Source organism: Larkinella harenae (assembly GCF_054780515.1).
Genome location: NZ_BAAGWE010000001.1, coordinates 782,531 through 799,964, shown reverse-complemented (window position 1 = coordinate 799,964; position 17,434 = coordinate 782,531). Strand labels below are relative to the sequence as shown.

At 51.5% G+C, this 17,434-nt stretch carries 17 protein-coding genes; 4 read left to right on the top strand and 13 right to left on the bottom strand.

Annotated features, from left to right (window positions below):
- Positions 1-2 precede the first annotated feature (2 nt).
- Both ACYVH9_RS03295 and ACYVH9_RS03290 read right to left on the bottom strand, forming a co-directional pair.
- Positions 3-590 carry a Crp/Fnr family transcriptional regulator gene (locus ACYVH9_RS03295; protein ID WP_460634867.1) on the bottom strand — a complete coding sequence of 196 codons (588 nt, stop codon included), beginning with the start codon at positions 588-590 and terminating at the stop codon, positions 3-5.
- A gap of 5 nt (positions 591-595) precedes the next feature.
- Positions 596-2,266 carry an amidohydrolase gene (locus ACYVH9_RS03290; RefSeq protein ID WP_460634866.1) on the bottom strand — a complete coding sequence of 557 codons (1,671 nt, stop codon included), beginning with the start codon at positions 2,264-2,266 and terminating at the stop codon, positions 596-598.
- Positions 2,267-2,435: 169 nt separating this feature from the next.
- Between ACYVH9_RS03290 and ACYVH9_RS03285 the strand changes: the two genes are divergently transcribed.
- Both ACYVH9_RS03285 and ACYVH9_RS03280 read left to right on the top strand, forming a co-directional pair.
- Positions 2,436-3,656 carry an NADP-dependent isocitrate dehydrogenase gene (locus ACYVH9_RS03285; protein ID WP_460634865.1) on the top strand — a complete coding sequence of 407 codons (1,221 nt, stop codon included), beginning with the start codon at positions 2,436-2,438 and terminating at the stop codon, positions 3,654-3,656.
- Positions 3,657-3,783: 127 nt separating this feature from the next.
- Positions 3,784-4,143, top strand: a complete 360-nt coding sequence (locus ACYVH9_RS03280) for a hypothetical protein (protein WP_460634864.1) — start codon at positions 3,784-3,786, stop codon at positions 4,141-4,143.
- A gap of 12 nt (positions 4,144-4,155) precedes the next feature.
- Here the strand turns inward: ACYVH9_RS03280 and ACYVH9_RS03275 are convergent, their stop codons facing one another.
- The 10 genes from ACYVH9_RS03275 to ACYVH9_RS03230 all read right to left on the bottom strand — a co-directional run bounded on the left by ACYVH9_RS03275 (position 4,156) and on the right by ACYVH9_RS03230 (position 13,555).
- Complete coding sequence (locus ACYVH9_RS03275; protein WP_460634863.1) at positions 4,156-5,841, bottom strand: TlpA family protein disulfide reductase; 1,686 nt, start codon at positions 5,839-5,841, stop codon at positions 4,156-4,158.
- Positions 5,842-5,926: 85 nt separating this feature from the next.
- A complete protein-coding gene (locus ACYVH9_RS03270; RefSeq protein ID WP_460634862.1) occupies positions 5,927-6,424 on the bottom strand; it encodes an NADH-quinone oxidoreductase subunit C in 498 nt (165 codons plus the stop codon).
- Between the two features lie 8 nt (positions 6,425-6,432).
- Positions 6,433-6,780: a hypothetical protein gene (locus tag ACYVH9_RS03265; RefSeq protein ID WP_460634861.1), complete on the bottom strand. Its 348-nt coding sequence runs from the start codon at positions 6,778-6,780 to the stop codon at positions 6,433-6,435.
- Positions 6,781-6,837: 57 nt separating this feature from the next.
- On the bottom strand, positions 6,838-7,383 hold the full coding sequence (nuoB, locus tag ACYVH9_RS03260; protein WP_460634860.1) for an NADH-quinone oxidoreductase subunit NuoB: 546 nt from the start codon (positions 7,381-7,383) through the stop codon (positions 6,838-6,840).
- A 66-nt stretch (positions 7,384-7,449) separates the two neighbouring features.
- Positions 7,450-7,920 (bottom strand): NADH-quinone oxidoreductase subunit A, encoded by a 471-nt coding sequence (locus ACYVH9_RS03255; protein WP_460634859.1) that lies wholly within the window; start codon positions 7,918-7,920, stop codon positions 7,450-7,452.
- 113 nt (positions 7,921-8,033) lie between these two features.
- A complete protein-coding gene (locus tag ACYVH9_RS03250; protein WP_460634858.1) occupies positions 8,034-8,660 on the bottom strand; it encodes a sterol desaturase family protein in 627 nt (208 codons plus the stop codon).
- 117 nt (positions 8,661-8,777) lie between these two features.
- Positions 8,778-10,109 carry an NAD(P)/FAD-dependent oxidoreductase gene (locus tag ACYVH9_RS03245; protein ID WP_460634857.1) on the bottom strand — a complete coding sequence of 444 codons (1,332 nt, stop codon included), beginning with the start codon at positions 10,107-10,109 and terminating at the stop codon, positions 8,778-8,780.
- A gap of 105 nt (positions 10,110-10,214) precedes the next feature.
- Complete coding sequence (locus ACYVH9_RS03240; protein WP_460634856.1) at positions 10,215-11,138, bottom strand: bifunctional metallophosphatase/5'-nucleotidase; 924 nt, start codon at positions 11,136-11,138, stop codon at positions 10,215-10,217.
- Positions 11,116-11,880 (bottom strand): 5'-nucleotidase C-terminal domain-containing protein, encoded by a 765-nt coding sequence (locus tag ACYVH9_RS03235; protein ID WP_460634855.1) that lies wholly within the window; start codon positions 11,878-11,880, stop codon positions 11,116-11,118. The genes ACYVH9_RS03240 and ACYVH9_RS03235 overlap by 23 nt, the downstream gene beginning before the upstream one ends.
- Before the next feature lie 7 nt (positions 11,881-11,887).
- Positions 11,888-13,555, bottom strand: a complete 1,668-nt coding sequence (locus ACYVH9_RS03230) for a M1 family metallopeptidase (RefSeq protein WP_460634854.1) — start codon at positions 13,553-13,555, stop codon at positions 11,888-11,890.
- Positions 13,556-14,131: 576 nt separating this feature from the next.
- Between ACYVH9_RS03230 and ACYVH9_RS03225 the strand changes: the two genes are divergently transcribed.
- Together ACYVH9_RS03225 and ACYVH9_RS03220 are read left to right on the top strand one after the other, a co-directional pair.
- A complete protein-coding gene (locus ACYVH9_RS03225; protein WP_460634853.1) occupies positions 14,132-16,066 on the top strand; it encodes a tetratricopeptide repeat-containing sensor histidine kinase in 1,935 nt (644 codons plus the stop codon).
- 70 nt (positions 16,067-16,136) lie between these two features.
- Positions 16,137-16,763, top strand: coding sequence for a response regulator transcription factor (locus ACYVH9_RS03220; RefSeq protein ID WP_460634852.1), 627 nt, complete (start codon positions 16,137-16,139; stop codon positions 16,761-16,763).
- 24 nt (positions 16,764-16,787) lie between these two features.
- On the opposite strand, the gene ACYVH9_RS03215 is transcribed toward ACYVH9_RS03220, so the two are convergent.
- On the bottom strand, positions 16,788-17,216 hold the full coding sequence (locus ACYVH9_RS03215) for a hypothetical protein (RefSeq protein WP_460634851.1): 429 nt from the start codon (positions 17,214-17,216) through the stop codon (positions 16,788-16,790).
- Between the last annotated feature and the right edge of the window lie 218 nt (positions 17,217-17,434).

Genomic DNA, 17,434 nt, shown 5'->3' with positions numbered 1-17,434 from the left:
GTTCAGTGACGGGTCATTCGTTTCCGAATGCGGCTCAGCGACGGTCCCTGAATGCCGAGATACGACGAAATATGGTAAAGCGGGATGGCGTTGTACAAGTCTGGGTGCTGCTCCATTAGCTCCAGATACCGCTGCTCCGGTGTTTTGAACAGAAAATCCTCCGCCCGCTCCATAGCGATGTTGAAAGCTTTTTCGGCCACCAGCCGACCGAAGTGTTCCCACTGCCTGGATTGTTCGTACAGTTCGTTGATGTGGTTGACGTGGATGTACAGAATGGTAGAATCAACCATCGATTCTGTGTAATAATTGCAGGGCGTCTGGTTGACAAAACTTTTGTAGGAAACCACAATCTGGTTCTGCGAAAAAAAGAAGACGTTCTTTTCTTCGGCGGTTTCTCCGTTGATGTAGTAGGTGCGAAAAATGCCGTTCAGAATGAAACCGAGGTGTTTACAGACGTTTTTATACTCGTTGTAAAATTCACCTTTCCGGTACTGCTTTTTCTGCCAGTAAGGGACGGACAAGGCAAAGGCTTCTTCGTCCATTCCCGCGAACTGTTTCAGGGCGTAGCCCAGCAAGTCGATTTCGGTCATGGTAGTTACTTTCCTTTGTTTTCTTTTTCCTTCGCCAGTTCTGCCTTCTGATCCTCACGCAGCGTTGGGTAGTTGATGCCCAGTTGCTCCAGGTAGGTTTTGTATTTCGTCGGATCGTAGTAGTATTTCTGCAACTCCGGCTTGAAGCGGGTCATAATCTCCTTGTTCAGGTAAACCGCCGGGTTTTCTTTGGGCGAAATCAGCGGGGTGTATTTGATCTCTTTCGTTTGCTCCTTCGTATAATATTCCCACGCATTCTGGATGATTCCGGGTTTCAGCAACATATCCAGCAAGGTCATGGCCTCCACCTTCGCCCCGGCCACTACGCCCTTGTGGGCAATCGGCGTAGCCATCGAAATGGCGTTCGACCAATGGTGACCGGGCAAACCGGGAATGTTGGACGGATACCGCAGCACCACCGTCGGCAGCGACCACGAAATATCGGCAATATCGTCGGAGCCAGCCCCGCCCGTCGGAATCATCCCCTGACCGCCCATCATGGCCGTCGGCGCACCGGCAGGTAGTCCGAGCGTATCCAGTTTGGTGGCCAAACCGTCGGCTTTGGGGGCCTGCAATTCTTTCTGCGATGCCTTCGCCAGCATCTGGTCCTCCGCCGACCAGGTGGGCAACCCCACTTTTTTCATATTCAGGTACATGGCTTCGGCAATCGGTTTGTTGAAGTGTCCCGGCCAGGCCGACCCCAGAATTTCGTAGGTAAATTTGGTATCGGTCATCAGAGCCGCCCCTTCCGCGATTTTGACGCCGGTATCGAACAGCTTTTTGATTTTGGGATACGAGCGTTCGCGGAAATAATACCAGACCGAGGCTTTCGACGGCACCACGTTGGGCTGATCTCCACCGTCGGAAATGACATAGTGCGATCGCTGCGTCAGTTCGAGGTGTTCACGCCGGAAATTCCAGCCAATGTTCATCAGCTCAACGGCATCCAGCGCACTCTTACCGCGCCAGGGTGCACCGGCAGCGTGGGCAGCCTGGCCTTCAAACGAAAATTTGACCGACACCAGCCCCGTGTTGCCCGCGTCGCCGTGCGAAACCGCCAGATTGTTGCCCACGTGCGTAAAGATGCAGGCATCGACATCCTTGAAATACCCGTCACGGACGTAAAACGCCTTCGCTCCTACCAGCTCTTCGGCCACACCCGGCCAAAGCATCAGTGTGCCCGACAGCTTTTCGCGTTCCATAATCTGCTTGACCGTCAGGGCTGCGACGATATTCAGCGCCTGACCGGAATTATGCCCTTCACCGTGGCCGGGGGCACCTTCTACCAGCGGATCATGGTAGGCCACACCCGGTTTTTGGCTGGCTTTCGGAATGCAGTCTACGTCGGAACCGATGGCAATAACGGGTTTTCCACTCCCCCAGGTGGCAATCCAGGCGGTGGGCATGTTTGCGATGCCTTTCTGAACTTTAAACCCTTCTTTTTCGAGCAGCGTGGTCAGGTACTTAAACGTTTCTTCTTCCTGAAAACCGAGTTCCGAAAAACTAAACAGCATGTCGTTGATCTGCTGCGCCTGGTCTTTCCGCTTATCGATTTCGGCGGCAGCTTCCTGCTTCAGTCGTTCCAGCCTGTCGGGCGCTTTCGCTTTTTTTGATTGCGCCAGGAGCAGGCACGGTGTCAAGAAAAGTGCAAAAATGATTTTTGTAAAGTTTTTCATTGAATCAGCTCAATTTTATTTTATAATCAGCTAATAATACGCTTAAATATACGGTTTAAGGTCATACAGAACCACAGATCGGTTTGCTAACTTTCATTTCCCGTTACGGCCAGAATTGTTACCTTTGCGCCTGATTTCCTGTATCGTTTCACTGATTGATATCTAACAAATGGAGAAAATTAAAGTAGCCAATCCAGTGGTTGAATTGGATGGCGACGAAATGACCCGCATTATCTGGAAGTTTATCAAAGACAAGCTGATCCTCCCCTACATCGACGTTGACATTAAATATTACGATCTGGGCGTTGAATACCGCGACGAAACCAACGATCAGGTAACCATTGATGCCGCCAACGCCATCAAAGAATACGGCGTTGGAATCAAATGCGCCACCATCACGCCCGATGAAGACCGGGTGAAAGAATTTAACCTGAAACAAATGTGGAAGTCGCCGAACGGTACGATCCGGAACATTCTGGACGGTACGGTTTTCCGCGAGCCGATTGTTATCAATAACGTACCGCGTCTGGTGACCAACTGGTCGGCCCCGATCATCGTAGGTCGTCACGCATTTGGTGATCAATACCGCGCTACGGATTTCGTGGTGCCCGGCAAAGGCAAGCTGACGATGAAATTCGAAGGCGAAGACGGAACCGTTCAGGAATTTGAAGTTTACCAGTTCAAAGGAGCGGGTGTGGCAATGGGTATGTACAACGTTGACGAGTCGATCCGCGGTTTTGCGCAGGCTTGCTTCAACATGGCGCTGCAAAAAGGCTGGCCGTTGTACCTGTCGACCAAAAACACAATTCTGAAGAAATACGACGGTCGTTTCAAGGATATTTTCCAGGAAATTTACGAAAACGAGTTCAAGGCGAAAGGCGTTCATTACGAACACCGCCTGATTGACGACATGGTAGCCTCAGCCCTGAAATGGGAAGGTAACTTTGTCTGGGCGTGTAAAAACTACGACGGTGACGTTCAGTCGGATACCGTTGCGCAGGGCTTTGGTTCACTCGGTCTGATGACGTCGGTACTCGTTACGCCCGATGGCAAAACGATGGAAGCCGAAGCGGCTCACGGTACGGTAACGCGTCACTACCGCGAACACCAGAAAGGCAACCCAACATCCACCAACCCGATCGCGTCAATCTTTGCCTGGACGCGCGGACTGGCATTCCGGGGTAAACTGGACGGTAATCAGCAGTTGATCGACTTCTGCAACGCCCTGGAAGCGGTTTGTATCGAAACCGTGGAAAGCGGTAAAATGACGAAGGATCTGGCCTTGTCGGCTTTCCCGGCAGGCACGAAGCTGACGGCTGGTGAGCACTACCTCAACACCGAAGACTTCCTGGAAGCACTGGATCAAAATCTGAAAGTGAAGCTGGGTTAATTTCCGCTTTTCATATCTTTTGGACCCGCACGGTTTTAACCGTGCGGGTCTTTTTTTAGAACGGTTTTGGCGCGGCTCCAACCTTTTTCCATTTTTGAGCGTCTTCTTCCTAAAAACCGTTACCGTCATGAAGACGCTGTTCTTAGTATTAAGTCTGCCTCTATTAATGGCCACCTGCCAGAAAGCACCCTGGGAAAATGAGGTTTCCGTCAGCGCCGATTGTACCTCTTACACGGGATGGAAGAAGGCTGGTGATCTGCACGAAGTATCCGGCATCGTCATCAACGAAGCAGAACGCTCACAAACCAGCAGTTGGGTTTACATTCAGGCCAATGAAACCACGCGTTATTTTGCCTGCAACCTGCCCGATCAGGTCCGGAAAACGGGCACACGAGTGATTTTTGACGCCGACGAGTTTGCTCCCCCGCCGAATGTCCGGCTGGCGGGCGTTCCCGTCAAATTAACAAAGCTGCGGGTTGTCAAATAACCCGAAACGGCGTTATAACTTTTCCCGAAAAAGCTTCAGAATATCGTCGGTTTTGGAAGGCAGCGGGGCGTCGCGTTTGATAAACTTGCCATCGCGCCCCAGCAGTCCAGCCGCCGGAATGTATGCGGCCCGCAGCGAACTAAGGAGATTGCCGAGCTGATCTTCTTCGACGTAGACGTGCAGGCCCTTTGGTTTGTTTTTGGCTACCCATTCGCGCCAGTGCGCAACGGAAGTTTCGTTGCTGCACACGTACACAAAAAAGACGTCGCGACTGCCGATTCGCTCCTGAAGTGCCCGGGCTGCCAATGCTTCCTGGCGCGAGGGGTCTACATCCGTCGACCAGGCGAGTAGGTATACCAAACGCCCCTGAGCCTGCTTTCTGAATTGCTCAATAAGCTCTTTCCCGTACAAACTCGACCGAAGCAAGGTAACTTCCGGCAACACTTCAACGGGTTCGTCCAGTTGTCGATCACTGAACTTTCCGGCCACTTCCCGAACCACGGCGCTGTCCTTTACCTCCAGTTGATACAGCTCCGCCAGCGAGAGCCGGTAATACCTATTTTCTACCTGCGGGATGATATGCCGGTACAGCAGCTCCTGATTTTTCAACTCAATGGTGGGCAGGTTCATCGCCAGAAACTGCGCTTTCAGGAAATCCATGCCGGTGCTGTCCACTATTTTGCGGTATTGGGCCATTGTCGTTTCGTACGTCAGCAGCTTCGTCAGTTTATCTTCATGACGCTGCATAATCCGCTGCAACATGGTAATATCGCGGCTAACACCCGATTTGGCGGTTTTGAGTTCCTGAATCCGGGTCCGTTCCGTTTCCGACAGATCAGAAACATACCGGTCGATCAAACGGGCAAACGTTCCTACCGGAATGCTCCGTTCTGAGCCTGTTACCGACATTTCGGTGACCCGCGAACCCGCATAATTGGCAAACCGGTCCATCGCCGTAGCCCGCTGCACCGTCAGGAAAAGGTCATCGGCCGGGCGCAGGTTAGTAACCGACACATTCGTTTCAAACCGCGAATCCTGTTCGGCCAATGCTTTATCGTACAGAAAAGCCGCTACTTCGTATTTAACAGCCGAATGAATGTATTTGTCCAGCAGCGGCAGTACGTCGTTCGTCTGACGGTATTTTTCGTACGTTGCCATGAACTCATTGGTCAGGATTTTTCGGCTATCTTCCGCCGACCGGCCAGTAAGTCGTCGGGACAGCTGGCGGTTGTCAATTTTGGGTCGGTTCTTGAATTCAAAAGCTTTGTAGCGCGTAAGCTGGTTGTTCACCTGTGCGTTGGTTCCGCTAAACCGGAAAGGCGCTTCGGAGAGAAACAGCGAGTCGGCGTCGAGGGCAATTTCCACGGTTCCGGTCGAGGCCAGAAAGGCCGTTGAAATCTGTCCAAAATTAAAATACAGTTCTTCGTAAGGATACACCAGGGGCAGCGTTACCCGAAAAGATCCATCGGGTTCGAGTGGGGCCGGGCGGGCCATTTCGCGACTGGCCTGCAGAATATTATTGCGCGAAATCGTCACGTTCGGACTTTGCCGATACAGCTGAATCGTTAGGTTTTTGATGCGCCCTTTTACCGTAACCGAATCGGATTTGGACTGGCCGTGCGCCGTTGAAAATTGGCCGAGCAAACCGATGAGCAGGACACAAAAAACCGGGGATAATTTATGGCGAAGAGTTGGCATGGAGGCAGTAACGCTAATGGTAATCTGAAAAGAATACAAGTTAAGCTGCATCCCCCATACTACCAAACGTTCCTGACTGGCCGGACTATTTCACTTTAATTCCGTGGTACGTTTCCATATCCCGGTAATCTTTCCGTAACGGATGCCCCTGCCAGTCGGCGGGCAACAGAATCCGGCGCAGATCCGGGTGGCCGACAAAGCGCAGCCCGACCAGATCGTAGATTTCACGCTCGTGCCAATCGGCAGTTCGCCAGACCTGGCTCACCGTCGGCACCTCCGGCAGCGGTTCCCTGTCTCTATTGCGCGGCACCACCACCTTCAGCGTCAGATCATGTTCGTACGGTATCGATGTGAGGTTATAAACGACTTCCATGGTGTTGGCCTGCGGGCCGTTATCGATCCCGGTCATGCAGGCCAGAAAATCAAAATACAGCTGATCGTGATCGCGCAGCCATTGGCAAACCTCCGCAACAGCCGCGGGCTGAATCACCAGAAACGGTTGGGAATTAGCCGTGTTGGTTTGCTGAATTAGATCAGTGCCAAACTGGGCAACGAGCAGATCGGTAATTTCGGAAAAAGTCATTGGGTGAATTAACGAATCGAAACAATCGTGATCTCGTCGGCTTCAAATTTAGAACCCCAGCCACACTCAACCGTTCGTTTACGATCGGTAAATTTATAAATAACGTCGCCCTCCTTCTGGTTTTCCTTCCCCAGAAAGCTTTCGACCACGCCCACCGACTCAGCGTCAGGTGCATACCGAACTATTTTCTCCGGATCATTCCAGTTTTTTGCTACGTGCGTTTGGCAGCCATCATAGGCCAGCCCGTTAGTGTATAACATCATGTGATCACGCAGTTCAGGGCCGGTTGGATCGTCGCTTTCGCGGCACATAGCCAACCCAAAAATCAATGACAGAACTATCAGGGTCGTTTTCATACCTAGTTGTTTTTATTTTCCATGACCCTTTTGACTTTTAAAGGGTTGGAGTACGGCTCAAACTTTTGTCGCTGCTTCCGCTTCCAGTGCCAGCAACGCCGTTGGCGCTGGCTCTTCAGTCAGCCGGGTGTTTCGGATTTTTTCCTGCAACTTCAGAAAACCGCCAATCAGGGCTTCTGGCCGGGGCGGACAGCCCGGCACGTACACATCCACGGGAATAATCCGGTCTACCCCTTTAACGACGTGGTAACCGTGCTGCCAGTATGGTCCTCCACAATTGGAGCAGGAACCCATCGAAATCACGTAGCGCGGCTCCGGCATCTGCTCGTACAACCGCCGGATGCGGTCGGCCATTTTGAACGTCACCGTTCCGGAAACAATCATTACGTCCGACTGCCGGGGCGAAGGGCGCGGAAAAATCCCAAACCGCTCCAGGTCATAGCCCGACGCAAAAGTCTGCATCATCTCAATGGCACAACAGGCCAGCCCGAAGCCCATCGGCCACAGCGACGACAGCCGCGCCCAGTTCAGCAGGTCTTCGGCAGTGGTCAGTAAAACACCGCCTTCGCCCGATTTAAATCGTTGATCCAGTAAGCCACTCATATCTCTTCGAGTTTACGATTTTCGGTTGCTACCACGAAAGCCGTTGCGTTAGCAACCAAAAACCGTTCACTTGTTTTTATATTTTTGATTAACCTTTTCGTACAGCGAAGCCGGTACGGCAGTCTTTATTTCCGGTATTTTGGGTTCCGGTTTTACCCAATCCAGAAAGCCTTTCGCCCAGGCATACGCCAACCCCAGGGCCAGCAGCGCCACGAAGATCAGCATTTCGGTCAGTGACAGCCAACCCCACAACCCGTACGTTTCTTCTATCAACAATTTTTGGCCAAAAACCGTTGCCCACGGAAACAGGAAAACCAGCTCGACATCAAACAAAACGAAGATGATGGCCACCACATAAAACCGAACGTTGAACTGCACATTAGCGTTGCCCACGGGTTCTTCGCCGGATTCGTACGTGGTCAGCTTCTCGATATTAGGGCGGTGGGGGCGGAGTAGCCCCCCAATAAACAAAATCAGCCCAACGAATGCCAGGCCGGTGATGATAAACAGTAAGATGATACCGAAGTCGGATAGCATTCTGAACTGGGATTACACGGATTCGACAACTAACAGGATGTAAAAAAACAAGATCGCGGCAGCAAATCCTAGTGAATCATTGAATCCGTGTAATCCCGGCTCAAACAGCTATTTTATTCCATGTAGGTCCCAAAAACGTGGTCCCATAGCGGTGACGAAACTCCGTAATTTTTGTCGTGGCTTTTGTAATGGTGAACTGAGTGGTTGATCCACAGCCACTTGAATAAGTTTTTGGGCGGAGCATAAGCATGTACAATGAAGTGAACAAACAAGTAGCCCGCGTAGCCCACCAGAAAACCAGGGAAGAAGGCGTAGGACGCTTCGCCCAGCAACAGAAACATAACGGCAAATAGGGCCGCTCCGACAAAAATGGCCGCAGCCGGCGGCATGGCCAGCCGCGTTTTATCTTTCGGGTATTCGTGGTGAATGCCGTGGAACGTATACTGGATTTTTGCCTTCGCCGGCGTATTTGTTTCCATGTGAAAAACACCCCGGTGAACCGCATACTCTACTAACGTAAATACCGTTACTCCGGCAAAAAACAGGAAGGTAATCCAGGCCGCCGACATGTCGGTGTACGTGAAGGCATACCAGCCAAAAATGGTAGAGGTAACCAGGTAAATTGTAATGGGAACGGAGATGTGGGTCCGTGACAGGCGTTCCAGGATTGGATTTTCAAACAACGGTTTGGTACCGCTATTTTTAGGTCTTACTTTGTTTTTGGTTATCGTTTCGTTCATGATTGTTAACAATTAATTGCCGCTAACACGTTGGAGGCCGCAGTAGCGATGGTTGGATACTGATACGCGCAAATTTATACTTCAAGTAGAGAGATAGTCAAGTCAGTTGACTGATTTCTATTTCGTCACCAACTGATCATCCATCTTTTGTTTGATGGCATCCATGTTGCCTTTTGGCAGTTTCGGTTTGATAATCAGGCGCAAAGACTGGTCATCGCTCAGGTAATTCCAGGCCCAGTTGATTAAAATCAGTAATCGGTTTTTGACACCAACAATAGCCATCAGGTGAACAAACAGCCAGACCATCCAGGCAAAAACGCCCTGAAAACTCCAGAACGGCAAATCGACAACGGCTTTTCCACGCCCAATAGTGGCCATGGTACCCAGGTCTTTGTAGGTAAATTCCTGCATGGTTTCACCTTTCAGCATCCGGATCAGGTTTTTCGCCAAATGACCACCCTGCTGGATAGCCGGTTGCGCAATCTGCGGGTGTCCGTCCGGGTATTTTTCCTCCGTCATCACCGCAATGTCGCCAATGGCAAAAATATCCGTAAATCCCTGCACCTGACTATACCGATTCACCATCAACCGCCCACCCCGCCCCAGCGATTCAGCGGGCAAACCGTTGAGCGCATTGGCGCGTACCCCAGCCGCCCACACCAGGTTATTCGTCCGAATCGTGGTGCCATCGTTCATGTATACATACCGCCCGTCGAAATCCTGAACGCGGGTATTCAGCCGCACCACAACGCCAAGCTTCTCAAGGTATTCCTGCGATTTGACGTGCGATTTTTTCGACATGGGACCGAGTAACTCGCCCCCGGATTCAATCAGGTAAATTTTCATCATCCGGAAGTCCAGCTCGGGATAATCGCTCGGCAATACGGTTTTTCGCATTTCGGCAAACGTTCCGCATAGTTCGACACCCGTAGGGCCTCCGCCCACTACGACCACGTTCAAAAAACCTTCTTTTTCGTCGACACTGTCGACCGACAGCGCGTCTTCAAAGTTCTGGAGAACCCGGTTTCGGAGCGTAATAGCTTCTGAGACCGACTTCATTGGCAACGCCCGCTCGATGATATTTTTCATTCCGAAGAAATTCGTATCCGCACCAGTAGCCACCACCAGGTAGTCGTATTCGATGGGTCCGAGATCGGTATCAACGGTTTTGGTATCAGGATGCACCGCCGTAACGGTTGTTACACGGATATGGACATTTTTGCAGTCTTGAAAAACCGCCCGGAGTGGGAAAAGAATCGAGCTGGCTTCCAGCCCGGAAGTAGCCACCTGGTAGTACAGCGGTTGAAATTCGTGGAAGTTATTTTTATTGATCAGAACGACCTGAAACTCTTTCCGGCTTGAGAGCTTACGAGCAAGCCGCAAACCTCCGAACCCCGCCCCCACAATCACTACACGCTTCCGGTCGGTACGTGGAATATTTGGGTTCATGTTCTTTTGAGTTAAACCTTTTGTCAGGATAACTCGAATCGATTCGGTAAGGTTTCAGGCAATTGTGGTAAAGGACCGTTTTGAACCATATTTCCCTATTTAATCTCAGGATTTCACTTCGACGGCCTTTCCACCGGCTTCCACGGTCGCTTTTCCCCGCTCGAAGGTCAGATCAATGCGCCCCAAATAAATCCCGGCAAAACCAACCTGATTGATCAACACCGGCAAACCGTCCTGATTCAGCACGTTGACGGGCGCTTCCAGAAAAGTGTGCGTGTGGCCCCCAATGATCAGGTCAATGTGCCGACTTTGGGAAGCAAATACCCGGTCAGAAACGGTTTTGTCGTTGTACTGGTAGCCCAGGTGCGACAAACAGATCACGTAATCGCACTTCTTCTCCCTGCGCAATGTGATCGCCATATCGTTGCCCACGCCGATGGGATCAAGGTAACGGGTTTCGCGGTATAATTCTTTCGGAATCAAGCCATCGGGTTTAATTCCAACGCCAAAAACACCGATTTTTAACCCGTCTTTTTTGAAAATCCGGTACGGCTCCGTCCGCCCGTTCATGGCCGTGTTTCGGAAATCATAGTTGGCAATCAGGAATGGAAAGGTGGCTTTTCCGAACTGCGTCACCATGTTGTCCATTCCACCGTCGAAATCGTGGTTGCCAATGGTGCTGGCGTCGTAGCGCATCCGGTTCATGGCCTGTACTTCGGGTTCGCCTTTGAACACGTTGAAATAGGGCGTTCCCTGGAACAAATCGCCCGCGTCGAACAGCAGCACATTTGGCTGCTCCTGCCGAATCTGTTCAATCAATGCAGCCCGGCGAACAATACCGCCCCGCCCGGCGTTGCGCCCCCCATCCATCGGAAACGGCTCCAGTCGGCTATGTACATCGTTGGTGTGCAAAATGGTCAGGTGCGTCGTTGTTGGCTTGGCCAGAGCCTCGGGTGCCAGGCTGCCGACAACCGCAGCCGTTCCGAACAATTTCAGAAACTGGCGTCTATTGGATTGCAATGCGTCCATCAGTGGTGGGTTTTATGGGCTGGCCGGATTTGCCAAGTTGCCGGAAATAATCAATGAAAATATCCCGAATCGTGACGGCGAAATCCTGCCGCCGAACCGCGTCTTTCAGAAAAGCCGTACCTCCGCCCCGGTTGGCGATGTAATCACTGATCAGAACGGTATAGGTTTGGTTGGGATCAAATGTTTTTCCGTTCGTGAACGCGATGGACGTAATGAGGTTGTTTTTAATTGTCACCCGCACACCGCCTACGATCAGGGCATTTTCTTCGGCCTGATTGCCAATAAAAAACTCGAAAAATTCCCGCAGCATGGAGCCTTTCAAGGTCAGCATCGTGAGCTGGTTGTCAAACGGCATGACTTCATAAATATGCTCAATTCGGATGGGACCTTTGGGCAGGTTCGTCCGGATTCCGCCGTAATTCAGGTGTGAACAATCGACGGTTTGCCCCAGCTTTTGCTGCCCATATTGCAACATAGCATCGGCCAGCATGTTATTCAGGGCGCATTCTGGTTTGGCCTTGATCAGCGGCTCCGCCGATTCGGCCAGCACCTCATTCATGGTCTGGCCGAGTTGCTGCTTGTACGTTTGCAGAAAGCGGGCCATCGCACTATCGGCCGGTGCGGCCACCGAATCAATCTGAAGGCGCTTGTACGATTGTTCGGTCAGGTGATAACCGCTCTTCTGGCAGGCCGTTGTCAGCAACGCCAGAATCAGGATAAGAAATAGGTTGATGAAGCGCATGAGAGCGTTATTGATCTGACTTTAAGCTATTGGGGTCTAGATGCTTGGCCCCAAAGTACTGCAATTCATATCCAAAATTCAACCAGCCATTGGAACGACGAATCAGGGTTGTCTGCCATTCGCGCGTGGTGAATAAGGTATGCCAGGGCCCGTAAGCAAACCGGTATTTCAGAGGCATATTAAAACCGTAGGCACCGGCAATCCAACGGTGCTGTACCTCAACGTAGTCGCCTTTTTCAGTTACCTTGTATTCCAGCACGGGTGGGGCGGCATAGTTCAGAAACTGGTCAAAAACGGGCCGCAAATCGACGTCGGTTTCCCGGCACAGAATATCGATTATCTGCTTGGTGGTGACCACCGAATGCTTCCGTTGCAGCGCCACCTGCCGCAGCGCCATAAACCAGATGTTGTCGTCGTCAACGATGCAGCGCAGCGAATGGAGCAGCCAGGCACCCTTGTAATTAATATCCGTGTCCTTGTGCTGGTAATTGACGCCCCGCGGCCCCATCATCGGGTATTTGTTTTTGATGAGCGGTTTTTGCCCCATCAAATACTTGATCATCTTCGGATAACCATCCGTATTTTCCACGTAAATGGATTCCATGTAGGTGGCAAACGCTTCGTGAATCCATAATTCGGCCGGGTCGGAGCTGCTCAGGCAGTTGCCAAAATACTCGTGGGCACTCTCGTGAATCAGCACCGGATCAAAACCAAACGAATTGTTTCGGAACTGATTGCCGTACCCGATCGCCGTCTGATGTCCCATGCCCAGATACGGCGTTTGCACCACCGAGTAGCCATCACGCCAATAGGGATAATGCCCAAAATACCATTCATAGCAATCCAGCATTCCAATGACCTGTCCAAAGTGACTAACGGCTTTTTCGCTGTTGTTTCGCAGCATGTAGTAATTCAGATCAAGGTAGCGATAATCCCGGCTCCGGTACTGATCCCGCACCACCACATAATCCCCCACGTTGACGGTAACGCTGGCGGTATTGATGGAATACGATACTTCCCAGGTGTATTCCGACTGGTTTTCGCCCACATCATGCTGCCGCAGCAACCGTCCGTTCGAGATGGCTTTCAACCCACGCGGCACGCGAAACGTCATCCGCATTGAGTCGGGTTCGTCGGATCCGTGATCCTTGCAGGGCCACCACGAACTCGCGCCCACGCCCTGCGATACAACCCCTACCCAGTCTTTTCCCGTACTGTCTTTGCTCCAGACAAAGCCCCCCTGCGTCGGCGGATTGACGGCTTCCTGCGGCTTGCCGTGGTATTTGATCCGGATGGCTTCCACATTGCCTTGCTCCTGCTGGCTTTTCATCGTAACAAAAACCGCATTGCCCTCGCGGGTGTAACGAAGCGGCTCGCCCCCTTGCGTAATCGACTCGATCGTTAGGTTCTCGAAAAGGTCAATCTGCATGCGTCTGAACGAATTCCGCACCCGGTAATGGATGGTGTTGCTGCCCGAAACGGATTTCGTGGCCGGATCAATCGTCAGATTAAGCTCATAAAATCCCACATTGTAACAGGTCCGTTCAGGTCGCAGCGATCCACGTAACGAGTCTTGTCGGGTAAAACGTTCGGGTTCAGAAGGTTGCTGCGTTGATTGCGCAAAAAGAGGAGTAAAACTAAAAAAGGCCGCCACGGCCACCAGCCATTTTCTCATGAATTCATTCTTCAATATCTACACAAAACTAAGAAATTATAACCCGCCAACCAGCATGCAGCAAGTCGATTGACCGGGATAATTAGTAACCTCAATCGTAGTCTTTGACCTACAGGAAGTATACGGCATTTTCAAGTTCATGAACAAACCCAGTTTAACGGACTTACAGGAGTCCGGGCGATTTCGGCTCGTCGACGGAAAAAGACTCGACGAAATGAACCTATTTACTCTTCGCGAACTCGGTGCCAACCCGCCTGCCGGCCAACAACCGGCCCGGCTAACGATCAAACCCGTCCTTTTTTTCCTGATAAGGGCTATAAAAAAACCGTTCTGCCACCCATTACCTGCCGCTAAAGCCTGTATTTCAAAACCTTTCCCCTACTGACAGCACTTTTTTTGATCCGAAAAAAGACGTATTTTTCGGCCATTCTCCTATCCATTCGCTCGTCAGCTTTCTTTTGGCTGACCCTTGCCGACTTTTCCTGTCACTACAGTTCATTTTACAGAAACCGTATACTAAAAGTATTGCCAACTGTTTAGTAATTCACTGATATTTACGGTCTTTACCCTGCCTTTATGCAAAACCGCTACGCTCTGTTCGCTTTCATTGTCGGTCTGGCTCTGCTACACGCCCACCGGGGACTGGGTCAGGTTCCTAATTCACTCGATTCTGTTCAGGTGTATCTAAAAACCCGCACGGTTCAGGATACAAATTACGTCCGCGCGCTGAACGTGCTGGGCCGCGAGCTTCATTCGGGAGCCAATCCGAACTACGAACGGGCTGATTCGGCCCTGATGGTGTCGGAAAAGCTGGCCGAAAAGCTCAACTATGGAATGGGCCTGGCCAAAGCGTATACCAACCGGGCGTCTATTTATTACCTGACCAACCGCCCCGAACTGGCGCTGGCCTATTTCCAGAAAGCCCTCGCAGCCGCTGAAAAATACCAGCTTCCGCCCAGATTCACCTGCGGGGCCATTTCCAATGTGGCCGCGGCCTTTGGCAAGCTTCAGCAATACGACAAGGTGGTGGAAATGGAACTGCGCTCGCTCCATTTACAAGAGCAATACAACGTACAACCCCGCATTGCAACCACCTATGGCGGCATCGGCAACGCCTTCCGAAACATGCAAAAACCGCAGCAGGCGCTGCCCTACTATCAACAGGCCCTGCGCCTGATGCAGGCCGAAAACAATGTTCGGGGTATGTCCATCATTGAAAACAACATGGGTATTTGCTACGATTACCTGGAGCGCTATGATCAGTCGTTGATGTACTACAAACGGGCGCTAAAACACGCTGAAGAAGTAAAATTCGAATTATTGCAGGGCGACATCCTAGTCAATATTGGGCTGGCGCTGAACCTGGCCAAACGGTCGCAGGAGGCCATTCCGTACGTCGAACGGTCGCTGGCGATTGGCCGGCGTCAGGAAAATAAATCCACGATGGCGACGGCCTATTTCAATCTCGGACGGATTTATGAGGATCTGAAACAATATAAACCCGCCGAGGAAAACCTGAAGAAAGCCCTCCAGCTCGTGAAAGAACTGGAACAACCGGACAAAATTACCGACTACACCCAGGCGCTGGCCGACCTGTACGGGGGTATGAAAAATTTTCAGGAAGCGTACCTTTTTCAGCTCGAAAAAAATAAACAGACGGATTCGGCCACCACGGTGCGGACCAACGCCGAGGTGCAGCGCCTGATTGCGCACTACGAAACCGAAAAAAAAGAAGCCCAGATCAAAATTCTTCGCCAGCAGGCTCAATTACGCAACGACGAACTCGAACAGCAACGGTTTCAGCGGAATGCGTCGCTGGCGGGTGGCGCCCTGTTGCTTTTGCTGGGTGGTGCCGTAACGGCCTGGCTGCTCAATCGCGCCCGACTCCGGCGGCTGGAAGACTCGCTGAAGCTCCGCAAACAGATTGCCCACGACTTACACGATGAAGTTGGCAGCACCCTCAGCAGCATCTCGTTGCTGAGTGGTCATACCGACGAACTGCTGAGTCAAAACCGTCCGGAAACGGCTCAAAAAATGGTGCAAAAAATCTACACCGACGCCCGCCAGATTCTGGAATCCATCGACGAAATCATCTGGACGATCAACCCCGGCAATGATTCGCTCCCGCGGATTGCCCTGCGGTTGCAGGAATACGCCCAGCCGCTGATGGAGTCGAAAAATATTCAGTTTTCGTTCGCCATCAATCCGGCACTCGACCAGGCCCCCATCTCGATGGAAGTACGGCGCGGCCTGTATCTAATTGGTAAAGAAGCCATTAATAATCTCATTAAATACTCCAACGCTACACAGGCCACAATTCGGTTCGATTACGATAAGGGGCAGATTATGGTATTGATTGAAGACAACGGCCGCGGATTTACCCCAGAACAGCAAACGACCCGGACGGGGCAGCAGAGCATGCAACAGCGAGCGCGGGCGCTGGGAGGTGAACTAACCGTCCAGTCGGCACCGGATGACGGCACCCGCATCCGGCTGGTATTGAACGGCTAATTCATATATTTATCTGATTTCATGCCACTGCCGGTCCGCTTATTTTTGTCTGGCACTAACGGCCTTCCTCATGATCCGGGTTTCCATTTTCGACGACAACGATTCCCTGCGCGAAACGCTCCAACTGGTGTTCGACGCTACCGACGACCTGATCGTAACGGGCCATTATCCCAACGCACTCGAAGCCGTGGCCGCCGTGCAGCGCGACCAGCCAGATGTGGTATTGATGGACATCGACATGCCGGGTCGTACGGGCATTGAAGCCGTTCAGCTCATCCGGCAGCACAACTTCCAGCCCAAAATTCTGATGTTAACGGTTTTTGACGATACCGAGCGCATTTTTGCGGCCATTCGGGCGGGGGCGGTGGGGTATTTGCTCAAAAAAACGCCGTCGGGCAAGCTCATTGAGTCGATCCGGGATGTGATGGAAGGCGGGGCCGCCATGACGCCCTCCATTGCGCTGAAAGTAATGGAAGCCTTCCGCCAGCCCAAACCCAACACCTACACTTTGACGGAAAAAGAAAAAACGGTTTTACAGCGGCTCGTGGCGGGTGATTCTTACAAACTCATCGCCGACCACTGCCACATGAGCATGGGCACCGTCCGGACCCACATCGTGAACATTTACGAAAAGCTCCACGTCAACTCCAAATCCGAAGCCGTCGTCAAAGCCCTGAAAACCGGGTTGTTTAAATAGTACGAAAACCGGTCGGATGCCGCTTTATAACCCAATTGCTTCGTGGCTGTTGATTTCCAGATGCAGCATTTTGCGGCATTTTAGCTGCGTCGGGCGTTCAACCGCTACTGCTTTACCGGCTACCGTGACGCGAAAGCTCTTCTGAAGCACGGCATTGATCCGGGCCAGTTCTTCTACAGACGCTCCCCGAACATACACTTCGATCACAGCACGGGTTTCTTCGTCACGCAGCCAGAATTTACCCTCATTTTCGATTTCGCTCCCAAAATTTCGATCAATAGCGCCCACAACAGAAACGGACTTATCCTCCCAGGGCAGTCTTTGGTTACACTTCCCGTTCGCCTTCTCAATGAGTTCGGAAGGTGTATAGACTTTATCAGGGTCAATCTCAAAGTACGACTTTTCGCAAGCCCCCATCAAAATGAGAAAGGTCAACAGGACAATAGGTTTCATAAGCCTGATTGTTTCCGGAATGACCCCAAGCAAGGATCAATCGTTGGATGGTATCTTTTCAACACAAGTATGGAGCACCGGTTTTATACGCATTTATAGCTGTTTCTATTTTCAACTATCCATCACAATATCTTCACTACCAGAATATTATACCATAAAAAGATCCTAAGCGTATTTTCCCGTTCATATATTTATCCGATTGCGGAGCGCTGATTCTG

Coding starts and splice junctions, on each gene's coding strand:
- ACYVH9_RS03255 (WP_460634859.1), bottom strand. CDS start 7,920: ATGCTATCCGACTTCGGTATCATCTTACTGTTTATCATCACCGGCCTG.
- ACYVH9_RS03225 (WP_460634853.1), top strand. CDS start 14,132: ATGCAAAACCGCTACGCTCTGTTCGCTTTCATTGTCGGTCTGGCTCTG.
- ACYVH9_RS03280 (WP_460634864.1), top strand. CDS start 3,784: ATGAAGACGCTGTTCTTAGTATTAAGTCTGCCTCTATTAATGGCCACC.
- ACYVH9_RS03230 (WP_460634854.1), bottom strand. CDS start 13,555: ATGAGAAAATGGCTGGTGGCCGTGGCGGCCTTTTTTAGTTTTACTCCT.
- ACYVH9_RS03245 (WP_460634857.1), bottom strand. CDS start 10,109: ATGAACCCAAATATTCCACGTACCGACCGGAAGCGTGTAGTGATTGTG.
- ACYVH9_RS03270 (WP_460634862.1), bottom strand. CDS start 6,424: ATGACTTTTTCCGAAATTACCGATCTGCTCGTTGCCCAGTTTGGCACT.
- ACYVH9_RS03250 (WP_460634858.1), bottom strand. CDS start 8,660: ATGAACGAAACGATAACCAAAAACAAAGTAAGACCTAAAAATAGCGGT.
- ACYVH9_RS03285 (WP_460634865.1), top strand. CDS start 2,436: ATGGAGAAAATTAAAGTAGCCAATCCAGTGGTTGAATTGGATGGCGAC.
- ACYVH9_RS03235 (WP_460634855.1), bottom strand. CDS start 11,880: ATGCGCTTCATCAACCTATTTCTTATCCTGATTCTGGCGTTGCTGACA.
- ACYVH9_RS03275 (WP_460634863.1), bottom strand. CDS start 5,841: ATGCCAACTCTTCGCCATAAATTATCCCCGGTTTTTTGTGTCCTGCTC.
- ACYVH9_RS03215 (WP_460634851.1), bottom strand. CDS start 17,216: ATGAAACCTATTGTCCTGTTGACCTTTCTCATTTTGATGGGGGCTTGC.
- ACYVH9_RS03290 (WP_460634866.1), bottom strand. CDS start 2,266: ATGAAAAACTTTACAAAAATCATTTTTGCACTTTTCTTGACACCGTGC.
- ACYVH9_RS03265 (WP_460634861.1), bottom strand. CDS start 6,780: ATGAAAACGACCCTGATAGTTCTGTCATTGATTTTTGGGTTGGCTATG.
- nuoB (WP_460634860.1), bottom strand. CDS start 7,383: ATGAGTGGCTTACTGGATCAACGATTTAAATCGGGCGAAGGCGGTGTT.
- ACYVH9_RS03220 (WP_460634852.1), top strand. CDS start 16,137: ATGATCCGGGTTTCCATTTTCGACGACAACGATTCCCTGCGCGAAACG.
- ACYVH9_RS03295 (WP_460634867.1), bottom strand. CDS start 590: ATGACCGAAATCGACTTGCTGGGCTACGCCCTGAAACAGTTCGCGGGA.
- ACYVH9_RS03240 (WP_460634856.1), bottom strand. CDS start 11,138: ATGGACGCATTGCAATCCAATAGACGCCAGTTTCTGAAATTGTTCGGA.